Consider the following 26,603-nt stretch of genomic DNA (forward strand, 5'->3'; position numbering starts at 1 on the left):
CGTGCGCTAGTCGAACACCACGACCTGGCGGGCGACCGTGCCTTTGTTGTCCTTCAAATTCTGAAGCGCGCCCGTAATGCCATCAAGCCCGATCCGGTCGGACACGAGATCATCAAGATGGAGCCTGCCCTGCTTGTAGAGCTCGATCAGACGCGGGAAATCGACCCGGAACCGGTTCGACCCCATCACGGCGCCCTGCAGCCGCTTTTCGGTGACCAGCAGCTCGATGCCCGGCACCTCGATGTTCACGCCGGGCGGGATCATGCCGATAATCGTGGAGACGCCGCGCGGACGCAGCATCAGATAGGACTGCTCGGCCGTCAGCTTCAGACCGATACACTCAAACGAATAATGGACGCCGCCGCCGGTCAGCTCTTTGACCTGCTCGACCGGGTCGCCATTCTTCGGATTGACGAAATCGGTCGCGCCGAACTTCTTCGCCATCGCCAGCTTTTCATCTGAAAGATCAACCGCGATGATCCGCGAGGCGCCGGCAATCGCCGCGCCATTGATCGCCGAGAGGCCGACCCCGCCGCAACCGACCACTGCCACGGTCGAGCCGGGCTCAACTTTCGCGGCATGAAACACCGACCCGACACCGGTAATGACACCGCACCCAATCAGCGCCGCCTGCGCCATGGGCATTTCCGGATCGATGGCGCACAGCGTGTTCTCATGCACCAGGATCTGCTCAGCAAAGGACGACAGGTTGAGGAACTGGTTGAGCGTTTCCTTGCCTGCATAAAGCCGCGGCGCATCCTCTGGCGCCCGGTTGAACAGCGGCCGGTTAACCGTGTGGCAGACCGACATATGGCCGGTCAGGCAGAACTCGCACGTCCCGCAGAAGGGCGAGAGGATAGAGACGACATGATCGCCCGGCTTCACCGCCGACACCATGCTGCCCACCTGCTCGACCACGCCCGCACTCTCATGACCCAGAATGGTCGGTAACTCATGCGGAAAAGCCCCGTCCCAGAAGTGCACGTCCGAATGGCAAACGCCGACGGCCTTGAGCCGTACCAGAACCTCACGCGGTCCGGGTTTGGAGATCGAGACCTCCTCAATCGACAGCGGCTTGTTAGGCTCACGCAATACGGCAGCTTTCATGGTGTTTCCTCCTGTTGCGGCGCGCTCTTTTCGGCGCGTCTTTGACCGCAACTTTGGCCCACACCCTCAGTGCTGACTAGGGGGTGCGCAGGGGAAACCGTCTTTCAACTTGCGCCCAAGCCGCGCTAAGGTGCGGGCGGCGGGTTCGGCAGTGGGGAACACATCATGGCAGGCGGCGTAGACGGCATAAGCCAGGAATGGTGGGACCGCTGGTGGGCAAAAGACTGGTCGTGGGAGGGACTGGCGAAGAAGCCTTGGAGGGGATGGGTCGTACCCGAGCCGGGAGCGGAGCCAGAGGCAGATGATGAATATGATTGGCCGGGAGAGCATCCCAATCTAGCACAACGCTTTGGTCCCGAAGCGCGCCCGGCATCGCTTCAGGACTATTGGCGCGATCAGGAAGATAGTCTTCAGGTCTGGCAGGATGAAAACGGCACCCCCATCAAATATAAAGGCCGCACCTGGGCCTTTACAAAGCTACACCTCCCCTTTCTCTGGCCGGACAACGCAGAGACACCGAAGGCAAACTGGGAACCGACGGCGCTGAACGCGCTTCTGAATAACCGAATGAATCGCGTCAATGACCGCGCCTTTATGGAAGGCCTTCAGACGTTCGTTGACTGGCGAGCCCAATTGCAAGGGGGTGTCATACTCGAATTCGATGTTCAGCGATTGCCGGTAAACCTGCGGCCAGGATGGGAGCAGATCAAACTCTCTATCTGTTGCGAGATTTGCGCCTTTGCCGGTGACACGTGGTTTAGCAAGACCTGTTTTGCCGGTCGAGCCTCGTTCGATGAAGCTGCCTTTTCCGCACTTGCCCGGTTCGACAGGACCACCTTTGTCGATAAAGCGTCGTTCGAGAGGGTAACGTTTGCTGGTGAAGTTCGGTTCGACAAGGCCTCATTTGCCCGTCGGGCCTCGTTCCGAGAGTCCACCTTTGACGGCGCCCCGTTGTTCCGCGAGGCCACCTTTGTCGGTGACTCAAGCTTCGACAGCGCCAACTTTGCCGGTCACGCCTCATTCCACCTGGCCATCTTTGGCGGCCCCGCGTCATTCGACATGGGCGCCTTCGATGGTGGGGCCTCGTTTGAGGAGGCCGCCTTTGACGATAAATCCTCTTTCGACAAAGCCGCCTTTGCCGGTGCCTCGTTCCAAAGGGCAACCTTTGAGCGTGACGCCCGATTTCGGCAGGCCCGCTTTGCCGGTGACGCTTGGTTCCACCAAGCCGCCTTTGCCGGTGACGCCTGGTTTCAAGAGGCGAACTTTATCGGCTCCGCCCATTTCTACGAAACTGCCTTTGTCGGTGACGCTTGGTTCTACGACGCTTCCTTTGCAGGTTATACCTCGCTCGATAAGTCCGCCTTTGCCGGTGACGCCCAGTTCTCTAGGGCCGCCTTTTCCGGTGATGCGTCGTTCCAAGAGGTCGTTTTTGCCGGTGATATCTGGTTCACCGGCAAAGGCACATCTGTCACAACGGATAGCTGGAAAGGTGCCGTGCACATCAAGGCGCTGAGCACCACTTCCTCAGGCCCCGCCCATGGCGAAATCGAATTTCCTGAACAGGACAGCTGGATAGCAAGACGCTCGTTTCCCACTGCGTCTTTCAGACAGGCTGTCTTTATGGGCTCAGCACGATTCGATAATCGCGATTTTCTCTCAAATACTTCTTTCACGAACGCCATCTTTCTGCGCGAAGCGGAATTTCATGACAGCAAACTGCATCGCGGCATCTCGTTTCGCGACACGCAGATGAAGTCTGGGGTGGAAAGGGGGTCGGCGTTTCCAGAAATTGACCCACAATTTCAGCCCAGTTGGGACGCCGCGCTAAATCGTCTTTATGGCGCCGAAAAACGCGCCGCGGAAATAGAAGGCAAACCGGTTCCCGAATTCGAAGTCTGGACAAAAGACTTCACTCAAAAGCGCCAGACGGCTGAAGATGATTTCAGCGCGGCCCCGCAGAATGAACAGTCAGCCTATTTTGGACGCCTGGAAGACTGTTACCGTACGCTGAAGCAGCTCAATGAAGACAAGCGTGACCGGGGTCAGGAAGCGCGCTTCTTCAAGCTTGAACTTAAAGCCAGACGCAAACGCCGCGACCGGCATGTTAAAAGGCCAGAACGGTTGGCCTCCGATGTCTATGGCGCGATTTCTGATTTCGGCACGTCGCCCCTTTTGCCCTTGGGTTGGCTGGCGGGATCGGTCTTCGTCTTCGCCCTACTCTACTGGATGATGGGGACATGGTTTGCCTTCACGCCATCCTGGCAAGGGTGGGGCGACGCGCTGTCATTCTCCTTCGGGCGCGTCCTACCCGTCGGGCCATGGAGCGAACCGGATGCCTGCGGTCTGATAGGCCGCTTGCTGGACCTTTCGCCAGAGCCGGGGTCGGATCCCTGCGCCATTCAGGACGGGGTCGACTATAAGTTGTGGTGGCCGGGCACGCCGATCTGGATACGCCTCATCGCATCCTTCCAGTCGCTCTCCGCCATCGTCCTTGTCTTTCTCTCGGGCCTCGCAGTCCGGCGGAAGTTCCAGATCAACTGAACTCGCCGTTTACTGCCGGATCTCGTACACCAAACAGGCCTGCGCACTGATGCCGACCTTGTCAGGTGTGTTGGGCAGTTCCAGCGCATCGAGATCATCTGCGGTGATGCTCTCGCTTCCCGGACTTGGCGGCGGTGGGGGTGGAGGCGGTGGGGGCGGTGAGGAGCTTCGCATATAGGACGTGGCCCCGACAGAGCCGCTCCATTCGCCGAGACATGGCCCAGAGCCTTCCTGAACGACCAGCAGCCGCCCCAGCGACACGCCAGCGGCCTCTGCCATCAGCTGCGCGCGCTCTCGCGCATCGACAATGGCGGCCCGGTAAGCGGCCTGCAGGATGTCGGTATCGCGCTGCAGGCTATTGTTGAAATAGCTGGAGGTTTCTGGCCCGACAGCCAGCGCCGCCGCGCGCGTCCGGCTCGCCTTGGAGAGGTCCTTCACGCCGACGGAATAGAGGACGCTCGCCTCATAGGCGCGGATATTGTCGGCCGAATAATCGGTGACCAGATTGCCCTCATCATCTTCGACCTGATTGTAGATGGCCGAGACGCTGACGCGGCTCTCAATCGTCAAATCATCACCAGCGACACCCTCCATGGCCTGATAGGCGCGCTTGGCCCGCGCCGTGGCCAGCCGTGTTGCTTCGGCAGAGGTGCGGGCGGTATTCTTGAACCCGACAGAGAAATTCGACCGGTTGGGATCGACCTGAAGCTCTGCGCGCCCGATCGCCTCGATGACCGGCTTGTCGATCCAGTATGGCTGGCTGAAACTGGTCGCTTCCTGTCCAAGCGCCGAGCCTGCGCAAACCAAAGCCGCAATGGCCGGAACAACTGATCGCATCCTATACCCCCCACTAAGTCCCACGCCAAAACACTACACGAGCGCGGGCGGCACGCCAGCACCTGAGAAAAGAATTTCGAAAATTGGCGAGGCGTTCAAGCGAAGGGCTGGTCGATGGACGGCGACAGCGGGCTGAAGAGCTCAGGTCCCTCCTCAGTCATGTAGAGACAGTCTTCCAGACGCACGCCGAACTCGCCGAAGATGTAGATGCCCGGCTCATTTGAAAAGCACATCCCCGGTGCCAGCAGCGTGTCCTCACCCTCAACGAAATTCACCGGCTCATGGCCGTCCATGCCGATACCATGGCCGAGGCGGTGCGAGAGCCCTGGCGTCCTGTAACCCGGCCCATAGCCTTGCGCTTCATAGAAAGCGCGCACCGTCTCATCGACGAGACCTGCCCGCACGCCGACCTTTGCGGTCTCAAGCGCCAGTTCCTGGCCTTCCTTCACCGTATTCCAGACCTCGCGCTGTTTCGCCGTCGGCTCTCCGAACACCCAGGTCCGCGAGATATCAGACTCGTAGTCATGCACCCCGCAGCCACAATCCATGAGAATGACGGAGCCTTCGCGCACGGTCTGAGGGCTGCGTGTGCCGTGCGGATAGGCGCTTGCCTCATTCAGGAGCACCATGGAAAACTCGACATTGCCGCCAAGCTGGCGCGTTGCCTCGCTCATCATGGCAGCGATGTCGCCCTGGCTCATGCCAAGTTCGACCCTGGGATAAATATGGCGATAGGCAGCCAGCGTCACATCATTGCCCGTCTGCATCAGGGCGATCTCGGCGGGCGACTTGTACATACGCACACCGCGCGTGACGCTCATGCCGGAGACGAGATCGAAAGCAGGCGCCGCCCTGACGATCCCGTTGGAGACGAAATGCCGGACGGTCTCCTCAATGGCGATCTTGCCGCCATCAAGCCCGAAATCGCTGAGCGCGCCAGCAACCAGCGCAAACGGGTTCTCATTTTCATGCCAGGTGCGCACCTCGACATCGGCCTTCACCGTCTCGCGAATGGATGGCTCTTCAAAGTAGGGCGTGATGACAACGGGCGTCCCCTCCTGGGGAATAACGACGCCGGTAAAACGCTCAGATCGCCACCATTGAAGGCCGGTGAAATAGACAAGCGCCGAGCCCGCCTCGATGACCAGCGCATGAATGTCCTGCGCCTGCATCAGTCGTTGGGCTTTCGCGATCCGCGTCTCGTGCTCAGCCTTGCTGATGGGTTCGGCATCCGCCGCGAGGTTTGGAAGCGCTGCGCCGCCGTCGGAGGGCTGCGCGCGCGCTGCGACGCCCCCTGCCCCGATCATGAGACCAGCGGCCCCGCCCACCTTCAACAGATCGCGTTTCGTCAGCATACCCATCCTCCCGGCTGTTCGCATCCGGGCAGCACTCTGACGGCGCGAACCTATTTGTCCAGACACCACCGCATAATGGCTTTCTGGGCGTGGAGCCGGTTCTCTGCCTCCTCGAAGACAAGCGAGTTCGGCCCGTCGATCACTTCGCTGTCGACCTCTTCGCCGCGATGGGCGGGCAGGCAGTGCAGGAACTTCGCGCCGGGCTGGGCAAGGTCCATCAGCTCTTCGGTCACGGCAAAGGGCTCAAGCTCTTCGAGGCGTTCATCGGCGTCGGTATCGCCCATCGAAACGAAGGTATCTGCGATTACGACGTCTGCGCCCGCAACGGCATCTTCTGCCGTGCTGCAAAGCTCGATGCGCCCCTGCATCTCACGCGCAAGCTCGATGTCGTCATCGTCGGGCGCATAGCGGTCAGGGGTGCCGATCGCCAGCGTGAAGCCAAACTTCGGCGCGGCATGGATAAAGGACGAGCAGACATTATTGCCATCGCCGACCCAGGCAAGCCGCGCACCCTTGAGCGCCAGCCCGTTTTCTTCCAGCGTCATGAGGTCGGCCATGATCTGGCAGGGATGCGAGCGGTCCGTCAGCCCATTGATAACCGGCACGCCCGCTGAATCTGCGAAATCCTCGATATCGCTATGCTCATTGGCACGGATCATGACGAGGTCGACATAGCGCGACAGGACACGCGCCGTGTCACCTATGCTCTCACCGCGGCCAAGCTGCATATCGGCAGAGTTCACCACGATGGACGTACCACCAAGCTGGCGAATGCCCACATCAAAGCTGGTGCGGGTGCGCGTCGATGACTTCTCGAAGATCATCGCCAGAATATGGCCGTCCAGCGGCGCGCCTTCATCGGAACGTCCCTTGGGCCAGCCCTTGCGGGCCGACTTCATCGCATGCGCATCATCAAGGATGGCCCGAAGCTCACTTGCTTCGAGCTGCCAGATATCGAGGAAATGCCTGATCGCCATGGCTTGTCTGCCTTCCCGTGTGAGCGCCAGAAATCGAAGCGCGCGCTTTAGAGCATAATCGGCGCTGATGCAAAATTGCCGTCCAGTGACAGCTCCGCTGGAACCGCCGGCGCGTGGGGGAATTTCATTTGATCGGCGCTTTACACTCTGTATTTGTGGAACAGAGACACAGAACTAAACGCCAGTTGCCCGGGATCTGGCAGGAGAAATACAGCGCCAACCATGTCGACTCTGAGACTACGTCTTCGCGAGGAAACCAGGGATGCGCATGCCGCCGTGGACGCCCTTTTCAGCCAGCACGACCTCTCCACCCGAAACGGTCTGAGCTCGGTACTACGGGCCCACTCGGTTGCCCTGAACCGGACGCTTTCGGCCCTCTCAAACCAGACTTCCACCTATGCAAAGACGCTTCAGACAATGATTGCGGCGATTGATGAAGACCTCAAGGCGCTCGATGAAGCCGTTCCAGGCGAACGCCATTTCGCCGACCCCGCTCCCGATGTTCATCCACTTGGGCTGATCTATGTAATTGCCGGGTCCACGCTCGGTGCGCGAATACTACTCTCAGACATCCAGGCATCCGGTGATCCAAAGGTTGCCGCCGCGACGCGGTATTTTGCCTGCCCAGCAACCAGTGAAATGTGGAAATCGGTCAGTAAAACCCTCAAGTGCTGGTCAGGTCAGCCACATGAAGAAAACAAGATAGTGACTTCCGCACAAACGGCTTTTTCGTGGTTTGAGGCGGCACACAGTACCGTTCAGAAAGCAAGTAACGACGTATGACGACCCCGACCGTGTCCCCCGACACCAAGATCGACCTCACGAACTGTGACCGCGAACCGATCCATATCCTTGGTCATGTCCAGCAGTTCGGCTGCCTGATTGCGGTGAATGCCGACTGGCTGGTTCAGCATGTTTCGCTGAATGTCCGCGAATTTCTGTCGCTGGACCCGGAATCCATCGTTGGATCTGCCCTCAGCGATCTCATCACCGCCGACGCACTGCGCGCCATTCGCGGTCGCGTCCAGCAACTTGATGGCGCCGACGCCGTCGAACGTCTGTTTGGTATCGAGCTGATGGCTGGGTCAGATACCCGCCACAATATCGCCGTTCACCTCTCCGGCCAGTCCGTCATCATCGAGATCGAGCCACAGCGCGCGGAGATGACAAACGACTACACCTCCTATGTGCGCCCGATGATCGACCGGGTCCGCAAGGCGAAATCGGTCCCGGAACTCTGCAAGATCGCGGCGCGCCAGATGAAGGCGCTGACCGGCTTCGACCGGGTCATGGTGTACCGGTTCGGCGAGGACCAGTCAGGCGAGGTTATCGCCGAAGCCGTCAGCCCGAACGTGGATTCCTTTCTCGGCCTGCATTACCCGGCAACAGACATCCCCCAGCAGGCGCGCGAACTTTATCGAAGAAACCTTCTGCGCATCATCTCCAACGTCAAGGAAACGGTCTCGCCAATCATTCCAGAGCGCGGGCCCGAGGGCCGCCCGCTTGATCTCTCGATGAGCGGGCTACGTGCGGTCTCACCCATACATATCGAGTATCTGAAGAATATGGGGGTCGATGCGTCCCTGTCTGTATCGATCCTGCACCGGGACGAGCTATGGGGCCTTTTTGCCTGCCATCATTATGAGCCGCGCGTCCTGCCCTATGAAATCCGCTCGGCCGCAGAACTCTTTGCCCAGCTATTCAGCTTTGTGCTCGGCCAGCTCATTGCCGATGAGGCCAGCCAACATCACCGGCGCGTCCAGGTCCTGCATGACCGGCTGATGGCTCAGCTTGCGGGCGGGCGGTCCGTGCAAGACCACTTCCCTGCGATCGCGGAGGCCTTGAGCTCGGTTATTCCGAATGACGGCGTCGCCGCCTGGGTTGATGGAGAGTATGTCGCAACTGGAAAAACGCCCACGCGTGAAGATTTCATGGGCATCGTCCGCTTCCTGAACACCACGGCAGGAAGCCGCGTTTACGCCACCTCCCAGCTTGGTGAGGTTCACCCGCCGGCAAGAGACTATGTCGACCGTGCAGCCGGGCTTCTCGCCGTGCCCGTCTCGCGCCGGCCGCGCGACTATGTCGTTCTGTTCAGGGAAGAATTTGCGCAGAAAGTGAACTGGGCGGGCAATCCTGAAAAGCCGGTCACTTATGGCCCCAACGGCGCGCGCCTTACCCCCCGAAAGAGTTTCGAGAGCTGGCAGCAGACCGTTACCGGCAATTCGGTCCCCTGGCGGAGTGCGGAAATCTCTGCCGCCGAACAGCTTCGGGTCACGCTTCTGGAAGTCGTGCTTCGCATGTCGGATGAGGCCCATCAGGACCGCGAGCGCGCAAATGAGCGCCAGGAACTTCTTATCGCGGAGCTTAATCACCGCGTTCGCAATATCCTCAACCTCATTCGCGGTCTGGTCAGCCAGAGCGCCCGTGAAGCCACCTCGATCGTTGAGCTCAGCAACATCATTGGCGGCCGGGTGCAGGCCCTCGCCCGGGCACATGATCAGCTCACCGAAGACAATTGGGCGCCAGCCTCACTGCACAGGCTTATCCGCACCGAGACAGAGGCTTATCTTGGTCTCAAGGCCGCGCGTGTGAAGCTTGAAGGCCCGGACGTCCTGCTCATGCCAAATGCGTTCAGCACATTGTCGCTGGTCCTGCATGAGCTGACGACGAACTCGGCCAAATATGGCGCGCTGGCGGACTCCGAGGGCCAGATCACAATTGGCACCGAAGCAACCTCCGACAATGAACTTTCACTGTCATGGCGCGAATCCGGCGGCCCCGCGGTTCAGGCCCCCACACGCCAAGGCTTTGGTACAACCATCATCACCAAATCGATCCCGCATGAGCTCGGTGGCGCAGCGGATTTGCGCTACGCCCTGACAGGGCTGGAAGCTGATTTCGTGATCCCCGCCGGTCATGTTTCAAGCTTCACCAAAGCCGCCAAAGGTGCCATGGCCTCTGAGCCAGCCAGCGTTCAGGAACCGCCCTGCGCCCCGGTGCTGGAGGGCAGCGCCCTCCTCGTCGAGGACAATATGATTATCGCCCTCGATGCAGAAGACCTGCTCAAGGCAGCAGGTGCCCGGACCGTCTCCCTTTGCGGCTCGGTCAAGGAAGCCCGGCAGGCGCTCTCATCAACCGATTTTCAGTTTGCACTCCTTGACGTCAATCTTGGCAGCGAGACCAGCGAACCGATCGCCGCCGAATTGCGCGACAGGGGCGTCCCCTTTGTGTTCGCGACGGGGTATGGCGACTCGAGCGCGCTCTCCTCGAAGTTTCTGAACGTGCCGATTCTGAAGAAGCCTTATGATGAGAACGGTCTGAACGACGCCATCAAGGCGGCGCTTGCCTGATAGGGTTTAATTGAGCGCAGGTCGCTTGCCTTGAAGCCCGCCAGACGTACAGTCGGGTCAATGGGTAATGCTCTTGTTCCAACATCGCCGCCGCCTGTCCCGGATGCTGCCGCTGACGGCCCACTGCTGTTTGGCTGTGTGCTCGACGGGCGCGGCGGGTGCCGGGATGTCGACTGGAACACGGCCCGCAGCTGGACACCGTCGCGCGTCGGCGAGGTCCTCTGGCTTCATCTCGATCGCATGTATGCCGATCTCGATGACTGGCTGACCGAAACGCTCGATCTGAACGAAGCCACTGCCGACGTCCTTCTGTCGAACGAAACCCGGCCGCGTGCCTTCCGGGAAAAGGACGCGCTCGTGACCGTTCTTCGCGGCATCAATTTCAATCCGGGCGCCGAGCCCGAAGACATGATCGCGATGCAGATCTGGTGCGATGGCAACCGTCTCATCACCTTGCGCCGCCGACGGCTCCAGACGCCGCGCGATGTCTATGCCGAGCTCAAGAACAATCAGGGTCCCTCTACGTCCGGAGACCTGTTCACGCTGCTGGCTGAAGAGCTCGTCATCAAGATGAACCGGTCGATCGTCGACATGAATGACCGGATCGACGAGATGGAAGAAGACCACGATTGCGACATAGAGGACCTACTCTCCGAGATCGCGTCGATCCGGCGCAATTGCCTTGCCCTCAAGCGCTATATGTCGCCGCAACACGAAGCGGTGCTGACCATCCAGAAATCCTCGCCGCCCTGGTTATCTGAAGAGAATCTGACTGATATACGCGAAACCGGCGAAAGGCTGCGGCGCTATCTGGAAGACCTCGACGTCTCCAAGGAGAGCGCGATCGTCCTGCAGGACGACCTGAACAATCGCGCGCAGGCGAAGATGAACCAGACCATGTATATGCTGTCCATCGTCGCCGCGATCTTCCTGCCCCTCGGCTTCCTGACTGGCCTCCTGGGAATCAATGTCGGCGGTATTCCAGGCGTGGAATCGTCCAACGCCTTCTGGATTACCTGCGGTGCCCTTGGCATTCTCATGGGCTTTCAATTCTTTATCTTCCGGAAACTCAAATGGCTTTGATGACACTCGTTTCTCACCTTGCGCGGCAAGCGACCCCAAGTGAGCAGATTGCCGAAGAATTACCGAACGATGGCGAGGACCCCCAGAACGAGGGGGGAGGCGAAGGCGGGGACGAGGACGGCAATCTTCTCGAAGCCAATATCAACTGGCAGGACATCCAGGAAACGACGATGTCGGGCCTGCAGACCTTTCAGGAAAATTTCATTTCATGGGGCTCGCTCTGGCAACTGATTGCCGTGCTAGCTGCCCTTGGCATCGGCTATTTCGGGTCGCGCTATCCAACAAAGCGTTTGCGGGCCTACGCTGAAAGCCGCGAAACGCGGGACGTGCTGACCCGGTTGACGCTCTCGGTTGCGAAGATTGTCTGGCCAGCCTTCACGGTGGTCCTGCTCTGGATTGCGACAGCCGTATTTGAATCGGTTGGCTTGCCGAACGAGGGACTTCGTGTCGCCGCCAGCCTCATGAATGCCTGGATCGTCGTGCGTTTCGTGACGTCAAACCTGCAACCCGGCTTCTGGCAGACCGCCATTGCCGTGGTCGCCTGGACGGTCGCCGCGCTGTACATCCTTCACCTGCTTGATGAGGTCACATCGGCACTGAACGCCGCCGCCTTCTCCGTGGCTGGCGTCGAAGTGACCTTGCTGAGGGTTATCACAAGCGTGTTCATTGCCGTCGTGGCTCTGTGGCTCGGCCGGGTTGCCGGCGATGCGGCGCAGTCGCAGCTTAAATCTAACAAGGCGCTCAACCCTTCGATGGCCGGCCTTCTGGGGCAGGTGCTGAAAGTGGCCTTCATGGCAGCTGCCATCATCATTGCAATGTCGACGCTCGGGGTGAACCTGACCGCGCTGACCGTCTTTGGCGGTGCGCTTGGTGTCGGTATCGGTTTCGGCCTCCAGTCGATCTTCTCGAACTTTATTTCCGGCATCATCATTCTCTTTGAGCGCTCTGTAAAAGTTGGAGATTTCATAGAGCTTCAGTCCGGCGTGACGGGTCTGGTGAAGGAAATAAACATCCGCTCCACGCTGATCACGACCAATGATAATGTCGACATCCTCGTCCCCAATGAAGAGTTCATCAAATCGCAGGTCATCAACTGGACCCTGCGCGACGCCCGCCGCCGCATGCGGGTTGGGTTTGGGGTCGCCTATGGCACCGACAAGGAACTGGTGAAGAAGGCCGCGCTTGAGGCCGCTGAGGAGGTCAACTGGACCTTTAGCGGCATTCCGGGCCGTGAGCCACAGGTCTGGCTGGTCGGCTTCGGCGATTCCAGTCTCGATTTTGAACTGGTCGTCTGGCTCACCGAGGAAGCGGTGAAGAAGCCGGCCCGGGTGAAAGCCGACTATTACTGGGCGCTGCACACCGCCCTCTACAAATACGAAATCGAGATCCCCTTCCCGCAGCGCGACATCAACTTCCGCAATGTCGGCGAAATCGCCCTCCTCAAGGATGGCGCAAAGGTCTCCGACAGCGGCCCGAAACAAGCCGCTGCAGAACCATCCAGCGCGAAGTCTGCCGATGAACCAACCGGCGGCTCAACCGTGCTGGGAGATGACGCAGTCGATGATGGAGACGGCGACGTCGGCGATTGAGGGACAGCCACCTCTATCCCGGCTTCAAGCTCTAGCGTGCAAGCCAGTCCAGAGCCGCCTGCAAGGCGAGGTCCGGCCCGGCCCCATTGTCGGCCGTCACTTCATGGGTCGGGTGCCAGACATGACGTTCCATACCCTTGATATGGTATAGATTATAGCTCGGCAGACGCACAGACCAGCCGCTCGCAGGGAGCTTATAGACCTCTACGCCACCGGCCAGCGCCGCCATGGGAGAGCCAAAAACCCTTGCGCGTCGCAGCCCATCAAAGCCGATGGCCATCCCCTCGCCCATGCTGCCCGTCCAGCGGCCAGCCAGCACTGCGACCGGCCTTTTCACACGCCAGGGGCCTCTTGAGGCGACCCGGCGCACCGCCTCGCCTTCCCAGCGCGGACCCGCTTTCTGATAGGGCCGCACACCGCGAATGAACCGGCCGAGCATCGGTTCGGCGACACTGGTATTGCCGCCGCTCGGCGTATTGCGAAGGTCGATGATCCAGCCATCGACGCCTTTCAGCTCTTCCAGCGCGGCGTCGAAAGCCTCAACGGCGGCCTCATCGCCAAGCGAATCCTCGATTCGGATATAGCCGATATTACCTGTCAGGCGCTCATGACTGACCAGCGCCTCAGGCGTGTCTGGCACTGGCTCTTCAAGGACGAGGTCTGTTTCTGTCCCGCCCCTTTCGACCGTCACGCCGCGCAACTGGCCGCGATATCCCGCAGCCTGTGCGTTCAGGGCCCAGATCAGCCGCGCCTCGCTGACCGCATTGCGGCCATAGCCTATTCGGTCGAGCGCTGCGCTCAGGATCGGCACGCCATTGAGGGCCACGGCCTGGTCGCCCACCTCCAGCCCGGCAGCGGCAGCGCCAGAGCCGGGCCGGACCGCCGTCACGATGGCCTTTCCACCTTTGAAATCAATCCAGTAATCGCTGCCCGAAGGCACGAGCCGGGGCGAGCTGGACGAATTAATGTTCAGCGAGACATGATTGTCCCAGAGCTGATCCAGCATGGTTTCGAGAAGCGATAGATGCCCGGCGGGCGTCTCGGCCTTAGGTTTCAGCGCAGCTTCTTTTGCGCTTTCGCAGGTCGCCTCCCAGACCGCCTCTCGCGGAGCGAAATAGACATAGTGCTCGCGCACGGTCTGGCAGAGCGCCTCAACATCCTGCAAGGCGCCGGGGGCCGTTTCCGGCAAGGTTCGTTCCGAGTTTCCGACAGCTGAATGGGCGTTTGCACGGTGTACCGGCGGTGTCCCCACGGTGCACAGACAGGCCAGCAGAGCGCCTCGAAAAAAACCTGCGAATAATCGCATCAGATCCGCTCTCCCTCAAACCGATTGGGTGCGTCTGCTCGCCCCGATCAGGTCCGCTTAAACCGGATTGTCTTGCCAAGAATGAAACCGACAATGAGGCAGATCACCATGACAAAGAAACGCCGGGTCGGGAAAGTGAAGCCAAGAAAATTGACCTCTATCTGGGTCATGTTCTGCAAGGCAAAGATCATCACCAGGATGAACAGGATCAGCGCGAGCCAGCTTTTCGGGTTCTTCAACATGATCTTCGCTCCAGTCGTTCTATCTACATGGGAGCTGCGATACTGGCCCTTCAGTCCTCTTGGTCAAGGGTGCGACCATGTTGGAGGAACGTGGCTCACCTGCTGGAGTTAATAGGCTAATGATCGGTTCGGACCTCTTGCTCAAAATCAGAAGCGCTCCTGCATACCGCCGGTATGCGCGGCCAACGGTGAATACGGTCACCCGGACATTCCGGCGCATCGGCGAGGATGACGTCGCGCTCGTATCAGGGGGTGTCGCATTTTACGCCTTCCTGTCGGTCTTCCCGGCGGTGGCGTGCGCACTGATGATCTGGGGGCTGTTTACCAGCTCTGCCGATCTTCGCGACTACTTCCAGATCATGCAGACCTTTCTGCCTGAAGAAGCCTACCGCCTGATCACCAACCAGATGATCCGCATCGCGGAATCGCAGTCATCGGGCCTTTCCTGGGGCGCGCTCCTGTCGCTTGTGATTGCGCTCTGGTCTGCCTCGCGCGGGGCAAATGCGCTGCTGCTGGCAGTTGCCGTAACTTATGACCACCCGACCAAGCGCGGCTTCATTCAGCAGAATATACTGGCCCTTGGCTTCACCGCCGGCTCGATCATTTTCGCGATCATTTCGCTCGCCGCCATTGGCGCTGTGCCGCCGATTATCGAAGCGCTGCAGCTTGGCGCGCTGCTTGATGCGCTCTTGCGGATCGTGCGCTGGCTGGGCCTGATCAGCATTTTCCTGCTCGGCATCTATGCCTTCATGCGGACCGCTCGCCCGCACGGGGTGCGCTCGCAGGAAAGCCGCTCTCGGCCCGTCTTGCCCGGCGCGATTGTCGCCGGCGTTATCTGGCTTTTCGCGTCTGTCGCCTTCTCATTCTATCTGAGCGCCTTTGCCGACTATAATGAGACGTTCGGGTCCCTAGGCGCCGTTGCCGCGCTCCTCATGTGGCTGTGGCTATCGGCCTTCGCGATCTGCACCGGCGCCGAAACAAACGGCGTGATCAGCAGGCGTGACCGCGGCCTGACCACGAAGACCGCGAAAGGACGCGGCGGCAAGGCCCGCAAATCCAGCCGCCCCACCTCCAACAGCAAAACCGGCTGAACGCGGCGTCATGGCTTGCCGCAGGCGGGCGCGCCGATAGTCTCCCGGCCAAACGATAAACACGCCGGAGGAGACGCGCGATGAAACTCTTTAATTCAGTTGGTCCGAACCCACAGACCGTCCGCACATTTGTCGCCGAGCGCGGCATCCAGCTGGACATGGCCGATGTCGATCTGATGGGCGGTGAAAACCGCAAGCAAGCCTATCTGAAGATCAATCCCGCAGGCCAGATGCCCGCCCTGATCCTCGAGGACGGCTCGCTCATCACGGAAATCACGGCGATCTGCGAGTATCTCGACGAGACACAGCCCGGCGACAGCCTGATTGGCGCAACGCCTGAAGAGCGCGCGCAGACACGCCGCTGGATGCGCTGGGTCGACCTTGAAGTCGTTGACCCGATGACGCGCGGCTTTCGCTATTCAGAGGGCCTGCCTCTCTTTCAGGACAGAATGCCCTGCTTTCCGGACGCCGCGCCGGGCCTCAAGGAATGTGTGCAGGTTGCCCTGCAATGGCTCGACGAACAGATGGCGGGCAAGACCTGGATCGTCGGAGACCGCTTCACACTCGCCGACATCCTTCTCTATTCCTTCGTCGCGTTCGGCGAACAGGTCGGCCAACCGCTGGACCGAGAGCTGAAAAATGTATCGGCCTGGTTCGACCGGATGAGCGCACGTGAGAGCGTGAAGGCCTGATCTGGCGGATCGGGGCTGAGCAGGCCTGAGTATCGAAAGCTTAGGAGATGGACCCTCAGACCGCTTTGCGGTCGAGAGTGGCACCTAACCGAGGCGCTGCCCTCTATCTAGAACCTCACCCTACCCCTCCACCTCAACCGTCTGCTCCTGATCGCAGAGGGTGATGATGCGGTTGAGTTTTTCGGTGAGGGTGACCAGCGCTTCGGCGCCAAGCTCGGCCTCGATCAGCTGGTTGATAGCGATCGGCTGTGTCGTCGCGCGGTCGATGGCGTCCTGGCCCTTGTCGGTCAGTTTCAGGACCCAGGCGCGGCTATCGCTCTGGCTGCGGGTCTTTGCCAGCATGCCGAGACCGATGAGTCGGCGGACCATGGCAGTGATCGCAGAATCGTTGAGGCGAAGGTCGCGCGCCAAGCTTGTCTGGTTCAGCGCGGTTGCGGCAGCGACCCGCGTCAGCACACCGAGTTGCGGCGCGGTTATGCCCGCAGCCTCGACAAGCTGGCGGTCCGCCACCTTGCGATAAAGCTGCGCTGCGATCTGCAGACGCGAATAGATACGCGGGTTTTTCGTGTCCTGCGACATATCCAGCCCTTGCGATTCCTCTCTGTCAGAGATATACTTCACTAGTGAAACAATCAACTGTTCGGTCGCCCAAGGGCTGCTCAGAACAGCTGCCAAGCCTTCAAACACCTGATCTTTGGGAGGATCGACAATGGATACTGCAACACTCGGCACAATGGGCGTTCGCGACGAGCTCAACGACCTGCGCATGTCTGAAAAGACAGTGCCGCTCTATGAGCACGTCAAGAAGTTCATCAAGGAAGAAGTCGAACCGATGAGCGTCAAGTTCCACGAACTTGGGGCCGGCCGGGCTGACCGCTTCTCCTATGTACCAGGGCAGCTGGAGCTGCTCGACGAGGTCAAGCAGAAAGCCAAGGACCAGGGTCTCTGGAACTTCTTCCTGCCGGACGCCGAAACCGGCGAAGGCCTGCCGAACCTCGACTATGCGTATATTGCCGCAGAGCTCGGCAAGAACTCGCTGGCGTCCGAATGCATGAACTGCGCCGCGCCTGACACGGGCAATATGGAAGTGCTCGAGCGCGTTGGCACCAAGGCCCAGAAAGACCAGTGGCTGAAGCCATTGCTTGAAGGTACGATCCGTTCATGCTTTGCCATGACCGAGCCGGACTCAGCCTGTTCTGACGCTCGCAATGTTCGCACCCGCGCGACGCTCAAGAATGGCGAGTGGACGATCAATGGCGAGAAGTATTACGCCTCCGGTGCCGGTGATCCGCGCTGCAAGATCATGATCGTGATGGTGCAGACAGACCCAGACGGCCAGAGCCATGAGCAACAGTCGCAGATCCTCGTCCCGATGGACACGCCAGGCGTCGAAGTTCTCGGCCCGATGCATGTCTTCGGCAAGGACGATGCCCCACACGGCCACATGCATATCCGTTTCACGGATGTGAAGGTGCCTGAAGAGAACATCCTGCTCGGCGTTGGCCGCGGCTTCGAGATCTCGCAGCTGCGCCTCGGCCCAGGCCGCATCCACCACTGCATGCGCTCAATCGGCGCCGCAGAGAAAGCGCTGGACCTGATGCTGGAACGCGGCATGAGCCGTGAAGCCTTCGGTCAACCGCTGATCAAGCTTGGCGGCAACCAGGAGAAGGCGGCGCGCGCCCGTATCGAAATTGAAGCCATGCGCCTGATGGTGCTGAAAGCGGCCAAAGCGATGGACGTGCTTGGCAACAAGGAAGCCCGCGTCTGGATCTCGATGGTCAAGGCGATGGTGCCGGAACGCGTTTGCAAGATCATCGACGACGCGATCCAGATCCATGGTGGCACCGGTGTGTCCCAGTGGACGCCGCTCGCCGACATGTACACCAGCCAGCGTACGCTCCGTCTCGCTGACGGCCCTGACGAAGTTCACCACATGGTCGTCGGCCGCGCCGAAATCGGCCGCATGGGCATGAAGGGCATGACCAAGAAGTAGGTTTTGCCTGAACCAGACATGAGAAAGCCGGCCTTTCGGGGCCGGCTTTTTTGTGTCCGTAAACCTGAGGCGCAAAGCGTATCCTTTTAAATTGATATGCTTTGCTTCATTTTATGAAAGGCTTCTAGCTGGCAAGGTCGCACCTATGCCATTGCCGTCCTTCGACCCCAGAATGTTGTCGCTGCTCAGTCCCGAGCCGAAAAAAAAGTCGGTACCAAAATTGCTTTTGGGGAAGCGACTGGGAAATGATGCAGCCTGGAAGGGTGTCCAGCGTGCACTCGATCCGAAAGAAAAAATTGGTTTGCGACAGGCACTCACAATCCATGACGCACTGATGGAGCGCCTGAAGGTCCCCCAGAAGGACCGCGAGCTGCTAAGCCCTGCACACTTCTGGCACCTCGACCCGCCGCCTGCTGTTGTTCCTATACTGCAAGGGCGAGTTTCGACCGGCGAAGACACTGCTGCTCAACGCGGCCAGATGCCCTGCACCGCTCGCACAATCGCCCAACTTTCCTCTGTGCGCGAAGAGGCACAGATCGCTCTCGATAATGAGGACAGACCTGCACTCGTTCACGCTCTGAAAGCGCTCCCATACAGCGAAAGCGCCAGTGTCAGGGACCTGATTTGGCTTGTTGAACATTCTCCGGACCCGACAGCGGACCCCGCCTTCTCTCTCTTGGGTCTGAAAGCCGTGAATTGCCTGCTTGCAGCGGTGCAGTCGGACCTCTCCCACAGCACTCTGCCAGTCTTCTCGACCTTCGTTGAAGCCAGCAATAGCGCACAAGTTCCGCGCCCGCCCATCGGTGCATGGCTGGAACGGATCGGTGAGCTTTCATTTGACCGAAACCAGCAATGGCTCACACGCCATTGGCAGCAGACGCACGCCGATCCGGACTCTGCCCGCCAACAATCCTGGCGGCATCGCTCTGGCAAGCTCATGCCGTATGCCAAGGCGTTCGGTCTTGTTGATCAACGCCTTCGCAAGACGCAGCAGGCGCTCGACATGAAGCTAGGATATGTCGCGGTCGTGTACGCTCATAATGTCGAGCAGCTGCGCGCGATGATCATCGACGCGTCCCCAGAGGGGCCCGAGAGCCTCACTGCACGATGGTCGATGTTCGATGATTTCGGCCTGATGACAAAGGCCATCGCGAATTTCTCCGGGGACAAGCAGGCGCTCAACTGAGCGCCTGCCCCCGTATCGGAACCCTGTCATCCTAGCGGCGCGACGACCGATAGGCGTCGTTATTCGGATTCAGCTGGTTGGAATGATTGTCGTTCTCGTGCTTTTCGTGCTCATCGACATTGTAGTTGCTCATGACTCTCTTCCTTCTGTTGTTACCGGCCAATCCGGTCACAAGAAGTTGGCGGTCACTCGAGATGAGAGCAGTAAACTTTTGGGGACAAAAGCGCTCCTACCCCTCCATCTCCCACTCGCTCAGCGCTTCATCGATGACGCTGACGGCCTTGCGGACGTCGCCGTCTTCGATGATGAGCGGCGGGGCAAGACGCAGGACATTGTTGCCAGCGACGCCGACCAGAAGGCCTTTTTCGCGGCAGGCATTCTGGACAGGCTTTGGCGCCGCTTTCAGCTTGAGGCCGGTGAGGAGGCCCTTGCCGGTGACACCGTCGACCTTGTCGGCATGGCTGTCTGCGAGCGATTTGAGGCCCTGGGCGACCGTTCCTGCAACGCGGCGGACTTCGGCCAGGAACTCTTCGTCCGAGATGATGTCCCAGACGGCATTGCCGACGGCCATGGCGAGCGGGTTGCCGCCATAGGTCGAGCCGTGGGAACCGGGCTGCATGGGCAGGCCGACCTCTTCGGTCATCAGGCAGGCGCCGAACGGAAAGCCGCCGCCGACACCCTTGGCAACGCACATGATATCCGGTTCGGCATGTTCTGCCCATTCATGCGCGAAGAGCTTGCCCGTCCGGCCCATGCCGCACTGGACCTCGTCATAGATGAGCAGCGTGCCGGTGTCGTCGCAGAGCTTGCGCAGGCCGGTGAGGCATTCTTCGGGCATGGCGCGCACGCCGCCCTCGCCCTGTACCGGCTCAACGAAGACCGCGCAGGTCTTCTCCGTGACGGCTTCGTTGAGGGCGTCGTGATCGCCCCATTCAAGCTGGCGGAAGCCGGGGATTTCCGGGCCGAAGCCTTCCAGATATTTCGGGTTGCCGCCAGCATTGATCGCACCCAGCGAGCGGCCATGGAAAGCGCCGGTGAAGGTGATGAACTCGATCCGGTCATCATTGCCTTTGGACCAGTGATACTTGCGGGCTGCCTTGAGCGCGCACTCAACCGCTTCGGTGCCGGAATTGGTGAAGAAGACGCGGTCCGCAAAGGTGCGCGCGCACATCTTGTCGGCAAGCTCCTCGCCGGCGCGCACGCGGAACATGTTGGAGAGGTGCCAGAGATTGCCGGCCTGCTCCTGGAGTGTCTCGACCAGCTTTGGATGCGAGTGGCCAAGCGAGCTCACCGCGATGCCAGCGACGAAATCGAGATACTTGTCGCCCTCTTCGGTGAAGAGGTTCGCGCCTTCGCCGCGCACAAACACCTCCGATGGCGGGGCGTAGACGGGCATGATGTGGGCGCGGGGGTCTGACATGTTCGGGCTCCTAAGCGGATCAGGACTGCGTTTGACTTGGGGATGGCTGGGGCTGATTCCAAAGTCAACACATGGGCCCGCGCCCTGCTGAAGGCGAGCCTGTCGCAGCGCCTAATTTTTATTTCAGTTGCAACTCTGCATGCAAGCCATGTCAGTTGCCCTGTAGTCAAACCAGCGGAGGTGCATTACGTGCGCCGCTTCCGCTCCTCCGAATGGATTGGATTACGAATTTTTCATAATGTTTTTCGATAAGTGCTTGACGTTTATCGATAAGCCATATATTGAAAAACAATAATAAGAAGACCCGGCTGGTGGCGTACCCTGACGCCCTGACCCTGAGCCGCCAGCCGGGTACCCCTTCAAAAGAGACTTACCTATACAGGGCCCCGAGAGGGGCCTTTTTTCTTTGGAGGTCTTATTTCCCTGACAGATTGTGGGCGAGCTCGCGCATCACCGCCGCGAGCGCCTGCAAGCGCGCGCTGAGCGGTCTGCCGCGCCGTTGGACCAGCCAGAGCTCTTGATGGATTTGCCGGCGCAGACTTGCGACGGCCAGTCGTTCTGGTTGTCTGAACGAGTCGACGCCGCTCCTCGGCAGCAGCGTGTAGCCAGCACCGTCGGCCACAGGGGCCGGAATCTGGCTCATCTGGTTCAGATAGCCTCGCAGGCGGAGACGGTCAGCGCCCTGAAACTCATCGGGGAAATTCAGCGAGAAAAGATCGTTGGCGTATGCGAAGCCATCAGGGTGAGCAATGAAGCCGCGCGCCTCAAGGTCTGCGAACGTCACCCCCTCGGGCATGTCAGCCGCTGGCAGAATGAGACAGAGCTCTTCGCGGCCGATGAGATCGGCGGACAGCCGCGGATGGTCTGGATCATGACTTAACAGGCCCAGATCAAACTGCCCGTCCAGTACGCCGGTCAGCACCGTTGCTTCCGGCGCCGCGTGGAGATGTATTTCCAGCTCAGGAGAGGCCTGCATCAATGGTCCGAGCTTTGGATAGAGCATCACGGCAAATCCGCCTGAGCAGGCGAGGTGCGCCTCACCCTTTCCCGGATCATCCGCTTCTATCAGCTCTATGAGCTGGCGTTCTTCGAGGCGACGTCGCTGACCAAGAGCAAACACGGCCTCACCTGCGGGGGTAAGGGAAAACGTCTTTCCGTGCTGGGCGATAAGAGACTGCCCCATCTGGTCTTCAAGCTTGCGGAGTTGCTGGGAGACCCCCGGTTGCGTCATCGCCAGCTTCCGGGCCGCCTGCGTGAAGTGGCCCGTTTCGCAAAGCACGGTGAAGGTTTCGAGCCAGGTTGCATTCAGCATGATGATATCATTGTGTTATGATTGTTATTTCTAATGATAATTTTTAATAACACCCAGACAAGGCCATCTCCTGGACAGACGCCATTCACAGGAGATACCCAATGATGACCCCCCGTACCTTTTCCCATATCGGTCTGTCCGTCCCGGACCTCGATGCCGCAGTCAAATTCTATTCCGAAGTGCTTGGACTTTACGTGATCATGCCGCCATCGACGGTGACTGAAGACGATAGCGCCGTCGGCGTTATGTGCACGGACGTGTTTGGGCCAGGCTGGGAAAACCTGCGCATCGCTCACCTTTCAACAGCTGACCGTATCGGTATCGAAATCTTCGAGTTCCCAGGAAATTACGCGCCGGAAGACAAGCTTGAGCACAAGCGCCATGGCACGTTCCACTTCTGCATCCAGGACCCTGATGTCGAAGGCCTTGTCGAGAAAATCTTGGCAGCCGGTGGCCGCCAGCGCATGCCAATCCGTGAATACTATCCCGGCGAAAAGCCATATCGGATGGTCTATGTCGAAGATCCGTTCGGTATCGTCTTCGAAATCTACAGCCACAGCTATGAGCTGACTTACTCATCAGGCGCTTATACGGCCTGATGGAAATGACCGGTGTGGAGTGGATACTGCAGGATGGGCATAAAAAAAGGCGCGGCATTGCGGCCGCGCCCGTAAAAAGTAAATGCAGCGTTTCCTCCCAGAAACTTGCCTTATCTGAATGCTAATTTTCTGTCACAAAGTCAAGCGTCTGCATCGAATTGGGCAATGAATGCCTCGTAAGACGGGGTTGCCTGGTCGAAAATGAAGTCGGACTTGAGAATAGCGACAGATTTCACTCCAGAATCAGCGAGCAGGCGGGCATTTTCCACCGCTTGCCCGGATCGGCTGAGGTAAGACCTGTCCCCCATGGGAATCAGGCTGAGCGCTTCAACCAGCTGGGCCGGCACGTCGCCGGACACCATGAGGAGGCTGGTCGCGTCGGCCGATTCGACCGCTTCCACGGAGGCGAGAAGCTGCTGGAGCGCGGCTTTCGCACCGGGTGACCAGTCTGCGCGAAGTGAGCCGGCCAGCGCGGCGCGGCTGCGCAGGATGACCCCATCATCGAGTACCTTCAGGCTATTGGCCCGCAGCGTTGAGCCGGTAGAGGTGATGTCGACGATCACCTCGGCCTGGCCGGACGCGGGCGCGGCCTCTGTTGCGCCAGCGCTTTCCACCAGCCGGTATTCACCCACCGACTTCTCAGAGAAATAATTGCGCGTGAGGCGAAGGTATTTGGTCGCGACCTTCATGCGGCGGCCGTGGCGCTGGCGGAACCGGGCGCCGGCCGCTTCCAGATCGCTCATCGTGTTGACGTCGAGCCAGGCGGCAGGAACCGCCACAACGACATCGGCGCCGCCAAATTCGAGGCGTTTGATGACAGAGGCATCGCGGGAAAGATCAGCCGAGAGATCGTTGAGGAGATCTTCGCCGGTCACGCCGAGATGGAAGGAGCCATCGATCAGCCCCTGCGCGATCTCACGCGCCGAAAGCAGCAGGACGTCCGCGTCTGGCAGGCCTTTCAGCTCTGCCGTGTAGCCGCGATCGCCGCCGGACTGGCGGAGCTTGAAGCCTGCGCGGGCAAGCCAGCTTTCAGCATTGTCTTTCAGCCGCCCTTTGGACGGGATGGCGAGCTTGAGCCGGGTCATGCGGTGGCTCCCTCTGTCAGGCGGTCAGGACGGACGACGCCGCCAATGCCGGTCGTGTCTGTCTTGCCGTCAGAGAGGCGCGCCAGCAGCGTGTCATAGCGCCCCCCTGCCCCGAACGGACGGCGGCTGTCTGCCTCGCCCGGATGGAAGAGCTCAAACAGGAAGCCATCATAATAGTTGAAGCGGCGTCCGAATGGCGTGCCGAAGCGGGCCGACTTCATGAAGGTGGGCGCGAGTTTGACCATCGCATCGGTGCGCGCCTGCAGACGCTCCAGCACCGGGTCGAGCCCGTCAAGGCCTGCCTGACGGGAGATGGCCAGCAGCTTGTCTGCGGCATCATTGGGCGGGCAGTTCACAGCCATGACCGCTTCTAGCGTCTGACGCGCCGTGTCAGGCGCCGCGCCATACTCAGCGTCTGCTGCCTGGGCGAGCAGGCCTTCGACGACCTCATCAAGCGTGCGGGTGCCCTGGGTCTGGATACCAGAAAGGGCGAAGATGTCGGCGACGATGGCCTTGGCTTCATCAGGGGCGGCGCCCTTCAGCCGCGCGGCAAGACCGTGGACAGGCTGCGAGCCGCCAGATTTCAGGAGCGCAGCAACGCCGCCGGCCTGCCTGAAGGCGCGCTTGAGCGCGTCAGCAAGACCGGGCGCAAGGCCGAGCGCGTCGACGAAGGCCGGGAAGACCGAGAGATCCCCGAGCCGGGCATCGCAGCCGCCTGCCCCCGCAGCTGACGCGGCCTCACAGACAAGCGCGAAGCTCTCTGCATCGGTGGCCGCGGTCGAGGGGGCGCCATAGCGTTCAAAGCCGATCTGCGTGAACTCCAGCGGATCACCGGGCACCACAGGCAGGCGAAAGGCGCGCGCGGCATAGCGTTTGACGGTTTCGCCGCTGACGCCTTCTTTCGCCTGCGCCAGGGCGACAGGCAGGGTGAGGTCCGGGCGGAGCGCGCATTCCTCGCCCAGTTCATTCACGAAAACACAAAGCCGCGCGCGAACGGCTTCGCCGGAGAGCTCCAGCGGCTGGCTCGCCGGCATGACGATTGGCGGGTCAACGACGTCGCCGCCGAGCCGGGCGAAGATATCGATGGCAGAGGTCATTCCGACGCCTCCACAATGGCGCGGATATGGGAGACCATTTCGGCGCGGGGGGCTTCGAACTGGCCGGGGCGCGCCTCGCGGTACTCCTCATTGGATTTGATGGCCTTGGCCTGCTTGGCGCCCTCTTTCAAATCCTTGATGGTGACGACGCCCTTGGCGATCTCATCCTCGCCGACCATGACGGCGACGGGTGCGCCGCGCCGGTCAGCATATTTCATCTGCGGACGCATGCCGGAGCTGCCCATATAGGCCTCAGCGCGGATACCGGCGGCGCGAAGTTCGGTCGCCAGTTTCAGCGCTTCGGTCGGGTCATCGCGGTTGAGGTTGAGGACGACGACGGGGCCGTTCAGCTGGTCAATCCCGCCTGAGATGGCGAAAGCGGTCGCGAGGCGTGAGATGCCAACCGAGAAGCCGGTCGCTGGGACTTTCTCACCCGTAAAGCGCGCAACGAGGTCGTCATAGCGCCCGCCGCCACCGACAGAGCCGATGCGGACCACGTTGCCGTCTTCGTCGACCGTTTCGCGCAAAAGCTCTGCCTCGAAAACCGGGCCGGTATAGTATTCAAGTCCGCGCACCACGGATGGGTCGAAGAGGACATCGCTGTCAGGGCAGTTGAAGGCTTCGAGACCGCGCGCGATGGCGGCAAGCTCTGCAAGGCCTGCCTCTGCGTCTTCGCCCGTGCCAACCGCGCGTCCGAGGGCTTCCAGCGTTTCCCCGCGTGTCGGACGGCCTGCCTGCGCAAACGCCATCACCTTGTCGATGGCGGCCGTGTCGAGACCTGCGCCCTTGGTAAAGTCGCCGCTGTCGTCTTCACGGCCCGGTCCGAGCAGGAGCTTCACCCCGTCCTCGCCGAGCCGGTCGAGCTTGTCGAGCGCGCGCAGGATCGTCAGGCGGCCGCCTTCTGAGTTGGCACCGACGCCGTCGAGAACCGCATTGAGCAGACGGCGGGTGTTCACGCGGACGGCAAACTCTCCGTCGCCAGCGCCTGCGGCCCGCATCGCTTCGGCGGCCATGGCGACCATTTCCGCATCAGCATGCGCGCCTGCAGCGCCGACCGTATCGGCGTCGCATTGCAGGAATTCACGGAAGCGGCCGGGGCCCGGCTTCTCATTGCGCCAGACGGGACCGGCTGCATAACGGCGGAAAGGCTTTGGCAGGGTCTGCCAGTTCTCTGCTGCAAAGCGCGCGAGTGGCGCGGTCAGGTCATAGCGGAGAGAAACCCACTGCTCGTCATCATCCTGCATGGAGAAGACCCCGGCATTCGGGCGGTCATCGTCTGGCAGGAACTTGCCGAGCGCGTCGGCATATTCCCACGCACCGGTATCAAGTGCCTCAAACCCCCAGCGGCGATAGACGCTGGTGACCCGGTCAATCATCTCCGCCTGGGCATGGATCAGCGCTTCGCGGCGATCTGGAAAGCCGCGCGGCTTGCGGGCGAGGTCCTTGCCACTCTTCGGGGCGTCCGGGTCCTGTTTCTTTTTGGCCATATCGGTGGTCCTGTCTGGTCAGTCGCGCTTCGCTTAGACGAAGCCGGTAAAAGTGTGAAGCAGACACGCTGGACAAGACGCGAAACCCATTGTCGCGGCTTTGGCCTCTGGCGGTTCAATGTAAAGGGATGAACACTTGGGAGAGAGGCGCAGCCGGACAGGGTCGCGCCTCATGCGGCGCGTCACGCGTGGTGGTGATGGTGATGCAGCTCTGTGTTCATTACCCGGCTGGATATGGAGCGAGGGCGGCGAAG

22 protein-coding genes are annotated in these 26,603 nt (G+C 60.4%); 10 read left to right on the forward strand and 12 right to left on the reverse strand.

Translation table 11 applies throughout. The annotated features are described in order from the left end of the window. Positions 1-6: 6 nt before the first annotated feature. A complete protein-coding gene (locus tag F550_RS0105915) occupies positions 7-1,107 on the reverse strand; it encodes a Zn-dependent alcohol dehydrogenase (RefSeq protein ID WP_018147610.1) in 1,101 nt (366 codons plus the stop codon). A 165-nt stretch (positions 1,108-1,272) separates the two neighbouring features. Between F550_RS0105915 and F550_RS0105920 the strand changes: the two genes are divergently transcribed. Continuing rightward, positions 1,273-3,648 (forward strand): pentapeptide repeat-containing protein, encoded by a 2,376-nt coding sequence (locus F550_RS0105920; protein ID WP_018147611.1) that lies wholly within the window; start codon positions 1,273-1,275, stop codon positions 3,646-3,648. 9 nt (positions 3,649-3,657) lie between these two features. Here F550_RS0105920 and F550_RS0105925 read toward each other — a convergent pair whose 3' ends face one another. The 3 genes from F550_RS0105925 to argF all read right to left on the reverse strand — a co-directional run bounded on the left by F550_RS0105925 (position 3,658) and on the right by argF (position 6,817). Then, entirely contained in the window at positions 3,658-4,485 is an 828-nt protein-coding gene (locus F550_RS0105925) for an SIMPL domain-containing protein (RefSeq protein WP_083910923.1), read from the reverse strand. Between the two features lie 95 nt (positions 4,486-4,580). Beyond that, positions 4,581-5,846, reverse strand: coding sequence for a M24 family metallopeptidase (locus tag F550_RS0105930; RefSeq protein ID WP_018147613.1), 1,266 nt, complete (start codon positions 5,844-5,846; stop codon positions 4,581-4,583). 44 nt (positions 5,847-5,890) lie between these two features. Next, positions 5,891-6,817, reverse strand: a complete 927-nt coding sequence (gene argF / locus F550_RS0105935; protein WP_018147614.1) for an ornithine carbamoyltransferase — start codon at positions 6,815-6,817, stop codon at positions 5,891-5,893. A 276-nt stretch (positions 6,818-7,093) separates the two neighbouring features. Between argF and F550_RS0105940 the strand changes: the two genes are divergently transcribed. From F550_RS0105940 to F550_RS0105955, 4 genes are read left to right on the forward strand one after another with little or no spacing between them, the layout of a single operon-like run. Beyond that, positions 7,094-7,600: a biliverdin-producing heme oxygenase gene (locus F550_RS0105940; protein WP_156807835.1), complete on the forward strand. Its 507-nt coding sequence runs from the start codon at positions 7,094-7,096 to the stop codon at positions 7,598-7,600. Further along, positions 7,597-10,167: an HWE histidine kinase domain-containing protein gene (locus tag F550_RS0105945; protein WP_018147616.1), complete on the forward strand. Its 2,571-nt coding sequence runs from the start codon at positions 7,597-7,599 to the stop codon at positions 10,165-10,167. The genes F550_RS0105940 and F550_RS0105945 overlap by 4 nt, the downstream gene beginning before the upstream one ends. A gap of 60 nt (positions 10,168-10,227) precedes the next feature. After that, entirely contained in the window at positions 10,228-11,250 is a 1,023-nt protein-coding gene (locus F550_RS0105950; protein WP_018147617.1) for a zinc transporter ZntB, read from the forward strand. Next, positions 11,241-12,839 (forward strand): mechanosensitive ion channel family protein, encoded by a 1,599-nt coding sequence (locus F550_RS0105955; protein ID WP_156807836.1) that lies wholly within the window; start codon positions 11,241-11,243, stop codon positions 12,837-12,839. Before F550_RS0105950 ends, F550_RS0105955 begins: the two co-directional genes overlap by 10 nt. Before the next feature lie 31 nt (positions 12,840-12,870). On the opposite strand, the gene F550_RS0105960 is transcribed toward F550_RS0105955, so the two are convergent. Together F550_RS0105960 and F550_RS0105965 are read right to left on the reverse strand one after the other, a co-directional pair. Continuing rightward, positions 12,871-14,028 carry a S41 family peptidase gene (locus F550_RS0105960; RefSeq protein ID WP_018147619.1) on the reverse strand — a complete coding sequence of 386 codons (1,158 nt, stop codon included), beginning with the start codon at positions 14,026-14,028 and terminating at the stop codon, positions 12,871-12,873. A 164-nt stretch (positions 14,029-14,192) separates the two neighbouring features. Beyond that, complete coding sequence (locus F550_RS0105965) at positions 14,193-14,387, reverse strand: LapA family protein (RefSeq protein ID WP_018147620.1); 195 nt, start codon at positions 14,385-14,387, stop codon at positions 14,193-14,195. 188 nt (positions 14,388-14,575) lie between these two features. Here F550_RS0105965 and F550_RS0105970 point away from each other — a divergent pair, with 188 nt between their 5' ends. Beyond that, on the forward strand, positions 14,576-15,478 hold the full coding sequence (locus F550_RS0105970) for a YihY/virulence factor BrkB family protein (RefSeq protein ID WP_169332252.1): 903 nt from the start codon (positions 14,576-14,578) through the stop codon (positions 15,476-15,478). A gap of 80 nt (positions 15,479-15,558) precedes the next feature. Beyond that, a complete protein-coding gene (locus F550_RS0105975) occupies positions 15,559-16,170 on the forward strand; it encodes a glutathione S-transferase family protein (protein WP_018147622.1) in 612 nt (203 codons plus the stop codon). 120 nt (positions 16,171-16,290) lie between these two features. Here F550_RS0105975 and F550_RS17035 read toward each other — a convergent pair whose 3' ends face one another. Further along, complete coding sequence (locus F550_RS17035) at positions 16,291-16,749, reverse strand: MarR family winged helix-turn-helix transcriptional regulator (protein ID WP_018147623.1); 459 nt, start codon at positions 16,747-16,749, stop codon at positions 16,291-16,293. A gap of 130 nt (positions 16,750-16,879) precedes the next feature. Here F550_RS17035 and F550_RS17040 point away from each other — a divergent pair, with 130 nt between their 5' ends. Continuing rightward, the gene (locus F550_RS17040) at positions 16,880-18,163 is read left to right on the forward strand and encodes an acyl-CoA dehydrogenase family protein (RefSeq protein ID WP_018147624.1); all 1,284 of its coding nucleotides are present in this window, start codon (positions 16,880-16,882) and stop codon (positions 18,161-18,163) included. Positions 18,164-18,215: 52 nt separating this feature from the next. After that, on the forward strand, positions 18,216-19,349 hold the full coding sequence (locus F550_RS0105990) for a hypothetical protein (RefSeq protein WP_156807837.1): 1,134 nt from the start codon (positions 18,216-18,218) through the stop codon (positions 19,347-19,349). Between the two features lie 229 nt (positions 19,350-19,578). Here F550_RS0105990 and F550_RS0106000 read toward each other — a convergent pair whose 3' ends face one another. Both F550_RS0106000 and F550_RS0106005 read right to left on the reverse strand, forming a co-directional pair. Further along, positions 19,579-20,769 (reverse strand): aspartate aminotransferase family protein, encoded by a 1,191-nt coding sequence (locus F550_RS0106000; RefSeq protein WP_018147627.1) that lies wholly within the window; start codon positions 20,767-20,769, stop codon positions 19,579-19,581. Between the two features lie 415 nt (positions 20,770-21,184). Next, positions 21,185-22,081, reverse strand: coding sequence for a LysR family transcriptional regulator (locus F550_RS0106005; protein ID WP_018147628.1), 897 nt, complete (start codon positions 22,079-22,081; stop codon positions 21,185-21,187). Between the two features lie 101 nt (positions 22,082-22,182). On the opposite strand from F550_RS0106005, the gene F550_RS0106010 reads away from it, so the two are divergent. Then, complete coding sequence (locus tag F550_RS0106010) at positions 22,183-22,680, forward strand: lactoylglutathione lyase family protein (protein WP_018147629.1); 498 nt, start codon at positions 22,183-22,185, stop codon at positions 22,678-22,680. 140 nt (positions 22,681-22,820) lie between these two features. On the opposite strand, the gene hisG is transcribed toward F550_RS0106010, so the two are convergent. The 3 genes from hisG to hisS are packed head-to-tail and all read right to left on the reverse strand — an operon-like array spanning position 22,821 to position 26,349. Then, the gene (gene hisG / locus F550_RS0106015; protein WP_018147630.1) at positions 22,821-23,765 is read right to left on the reverse strand and encodes an ATP phosphoribosyltransferase; all 945 of its coding nucleotides are present in this window, start codon (positions 23,763-23,765) and stop codon (positions 22,821-22,823) included. After that, complete coding sequence (locus F550_RS0106020) at positions 23,762-24,862, reverse strand: ATP phosphoribosyltransferase regulatory subunit (protein WP_018147631.1); 1,101 nt, start codon at positions 24,860-24,862, stop codon at positions 23,762-23,764. The genes hisG and F550_RS0106020 overlap by 4 nt, the downstream gene beginning before the upstream one ends. Then, the gene (gene hisS, locus F550_RS0106025; RefSeq protein WP_018147632.1) at positions 24,859-26,349 is read right to left on the reverse strand and encodes a histidine--tRNA ligase; all 1,491 of its coding nucleotides are present in this window, start codon (positions 26,347-26,349) and stop codon (positions 24,859-24,861) included. The genes F550_RS0106020 and hisS overlap by 4 nt, the downstream gene beginning before the upstream one ends. Positions 26,350-26,603 lie beyond the last annotated feature (254 nt).

Source organism: Henriciella marina DSM 19595, from assembly GCF_000376805.1.
Taxonomy (GTDB): domain Bacteria; phylum Pseudomonadota; class Alphaproteobacteria; order Caulobacterales; family Hyphomonadaceae; genus Henriciella; species Henriciella marina.

What these genes read in the sequence shown, in the direction of transcription:
- F550_RS0105915 (WP_018147610.1), bottom strand. Translation starts at nt 1,107, where the DNA reads ATGAAAGCTGCCGTATTGCGTGAGCCTAACAAGCCGCTGTCGATTGAG.
- F550_RS0105920 (WP_018147611.1), top strand. Translation starts at nt 1,273, where the DNA reads ATGGCAGGCGGCGTAGACGGCATAAGCCAGGAATGGTGGGACCGCTGG.
- F550_RS0105925 (WP_083910923.1), bottom strand. Translation starts at nt 4,485, where the DNA reads ATGCGATCAGTTGTTCCGGCCATTGCGGCTTTGGTTTGCGCAGGCTCG.
- F550_RS0105930 (WP_018147613.1), bottom strand. Translation starts at nt 5,846, where the DNA reads ATGGGTATGCTGACGAAACGCGATCTGTTGAAGGTGGGCGGGGCCGCT.
- argF (WP_018147614.1), bottom strand. Translation starts at nt 6,817, where the DNA reads ATGGCGATCAGGCATTTCCTCGATATCTGGCAGCTCGAAGCAAGTGAG.
- F550_RS0105945 (WP_018147616.1), top strand. Translation starts at nt 7,597, where the DNA reads ATGACGACCCCGACCGTGTCCCCCGACACCAAGATCGACCTCACGAAC.
- F550_RS0105950 (WP_018147617.1), top strand. Translation starts at nt 10,228, where the DNA reads ATGGGTAATGCTCTTGTTCCAACATCGCCGCCGCCTGTCCCGGATGCT.
- F550_RS0105955 (WP_156807836.1), top strand. Translation starts at nt 11,241, where the DNA reads ATGGCTTTGATGACACTCGTTTCTCACCTTGCGCGGCAAGCGACCCCA.
- F550_RS0105965 (WP_018147620.1), bottom strand. Translation starts at nt 14,387, where the DNA reads ATGTTGAAGAACCCGAAAAGCTGGCTCGCGCTGATCCTGTTCATCCTG.
- F550_RS0105975 (WP_018147622.1), top strand. Translation starts at nt 15,559, where the DNA reads ATGAAACTCTTTAATTCAGTTGGTCCGAACCCACAGACCGTCCGCACA.
- F550_RS17035 (WP_018147623.1), bottom strand. Translation starts at nt 16,749, where the DNA reads ATGTCGCAGGACACGAAAAACCCGCGTATCTATTCGCGTCTGCAGATC.
- F550_RS17040 (WP_018147624.1), top strand. Translation starts at nt 16,880, where the DNA reads ATGGATACTGCAACACTCGGCACAATGGGCGTTCGCGACGAGCTCAAC.
- F550_RS0106000 (WP_018147627.1), bottom strand. Translation starts at nt 20,769, where the DNA reads ATGTCAGACCCCCGCGCCCACATCATGCCCGTCTACGCCCCGCCATCG.
- F550_RS0106005 (WP_018147628.1), bottom strand. Translation starts at nt 22,081, where the DNA reads ATGCTGAATGCAACCTGGCTCGAAACCTTCACCGTGCTTTGCGAAACG.
- F550_RS0106010 (WP_018147629.1), top strand. Translation starts at nt 22,183, where the DNA reads ATGATGACCCCCCGTACCTTTTCCCATATCGGTCTGTCCGTCCCGGAC.
- hisG (WP_018147630.1), bottom strand. Translation starts at nt 23,765, where the DNA reads ATGACCCGGCTCAAGCTCGCCATCCCGTCCAAAGGGCGGCTGAAAGAC.
- F550_RS0106020 (WP_018147631.1), bottom strand. Translation starts at nt 24,862, where the DNA reads ATGACCTCTGCCATCGATATCTTCGCCCGGCTCGGCGGCGACGTCGTT.
- hisS (WP_018147632.1), bottom strand. Translation starts at nt 26,349, where the DNA reads ATGGCCAAAAAGAAACAGGACCCGGACGCCCCGAAGAGTGGCAAGGAC.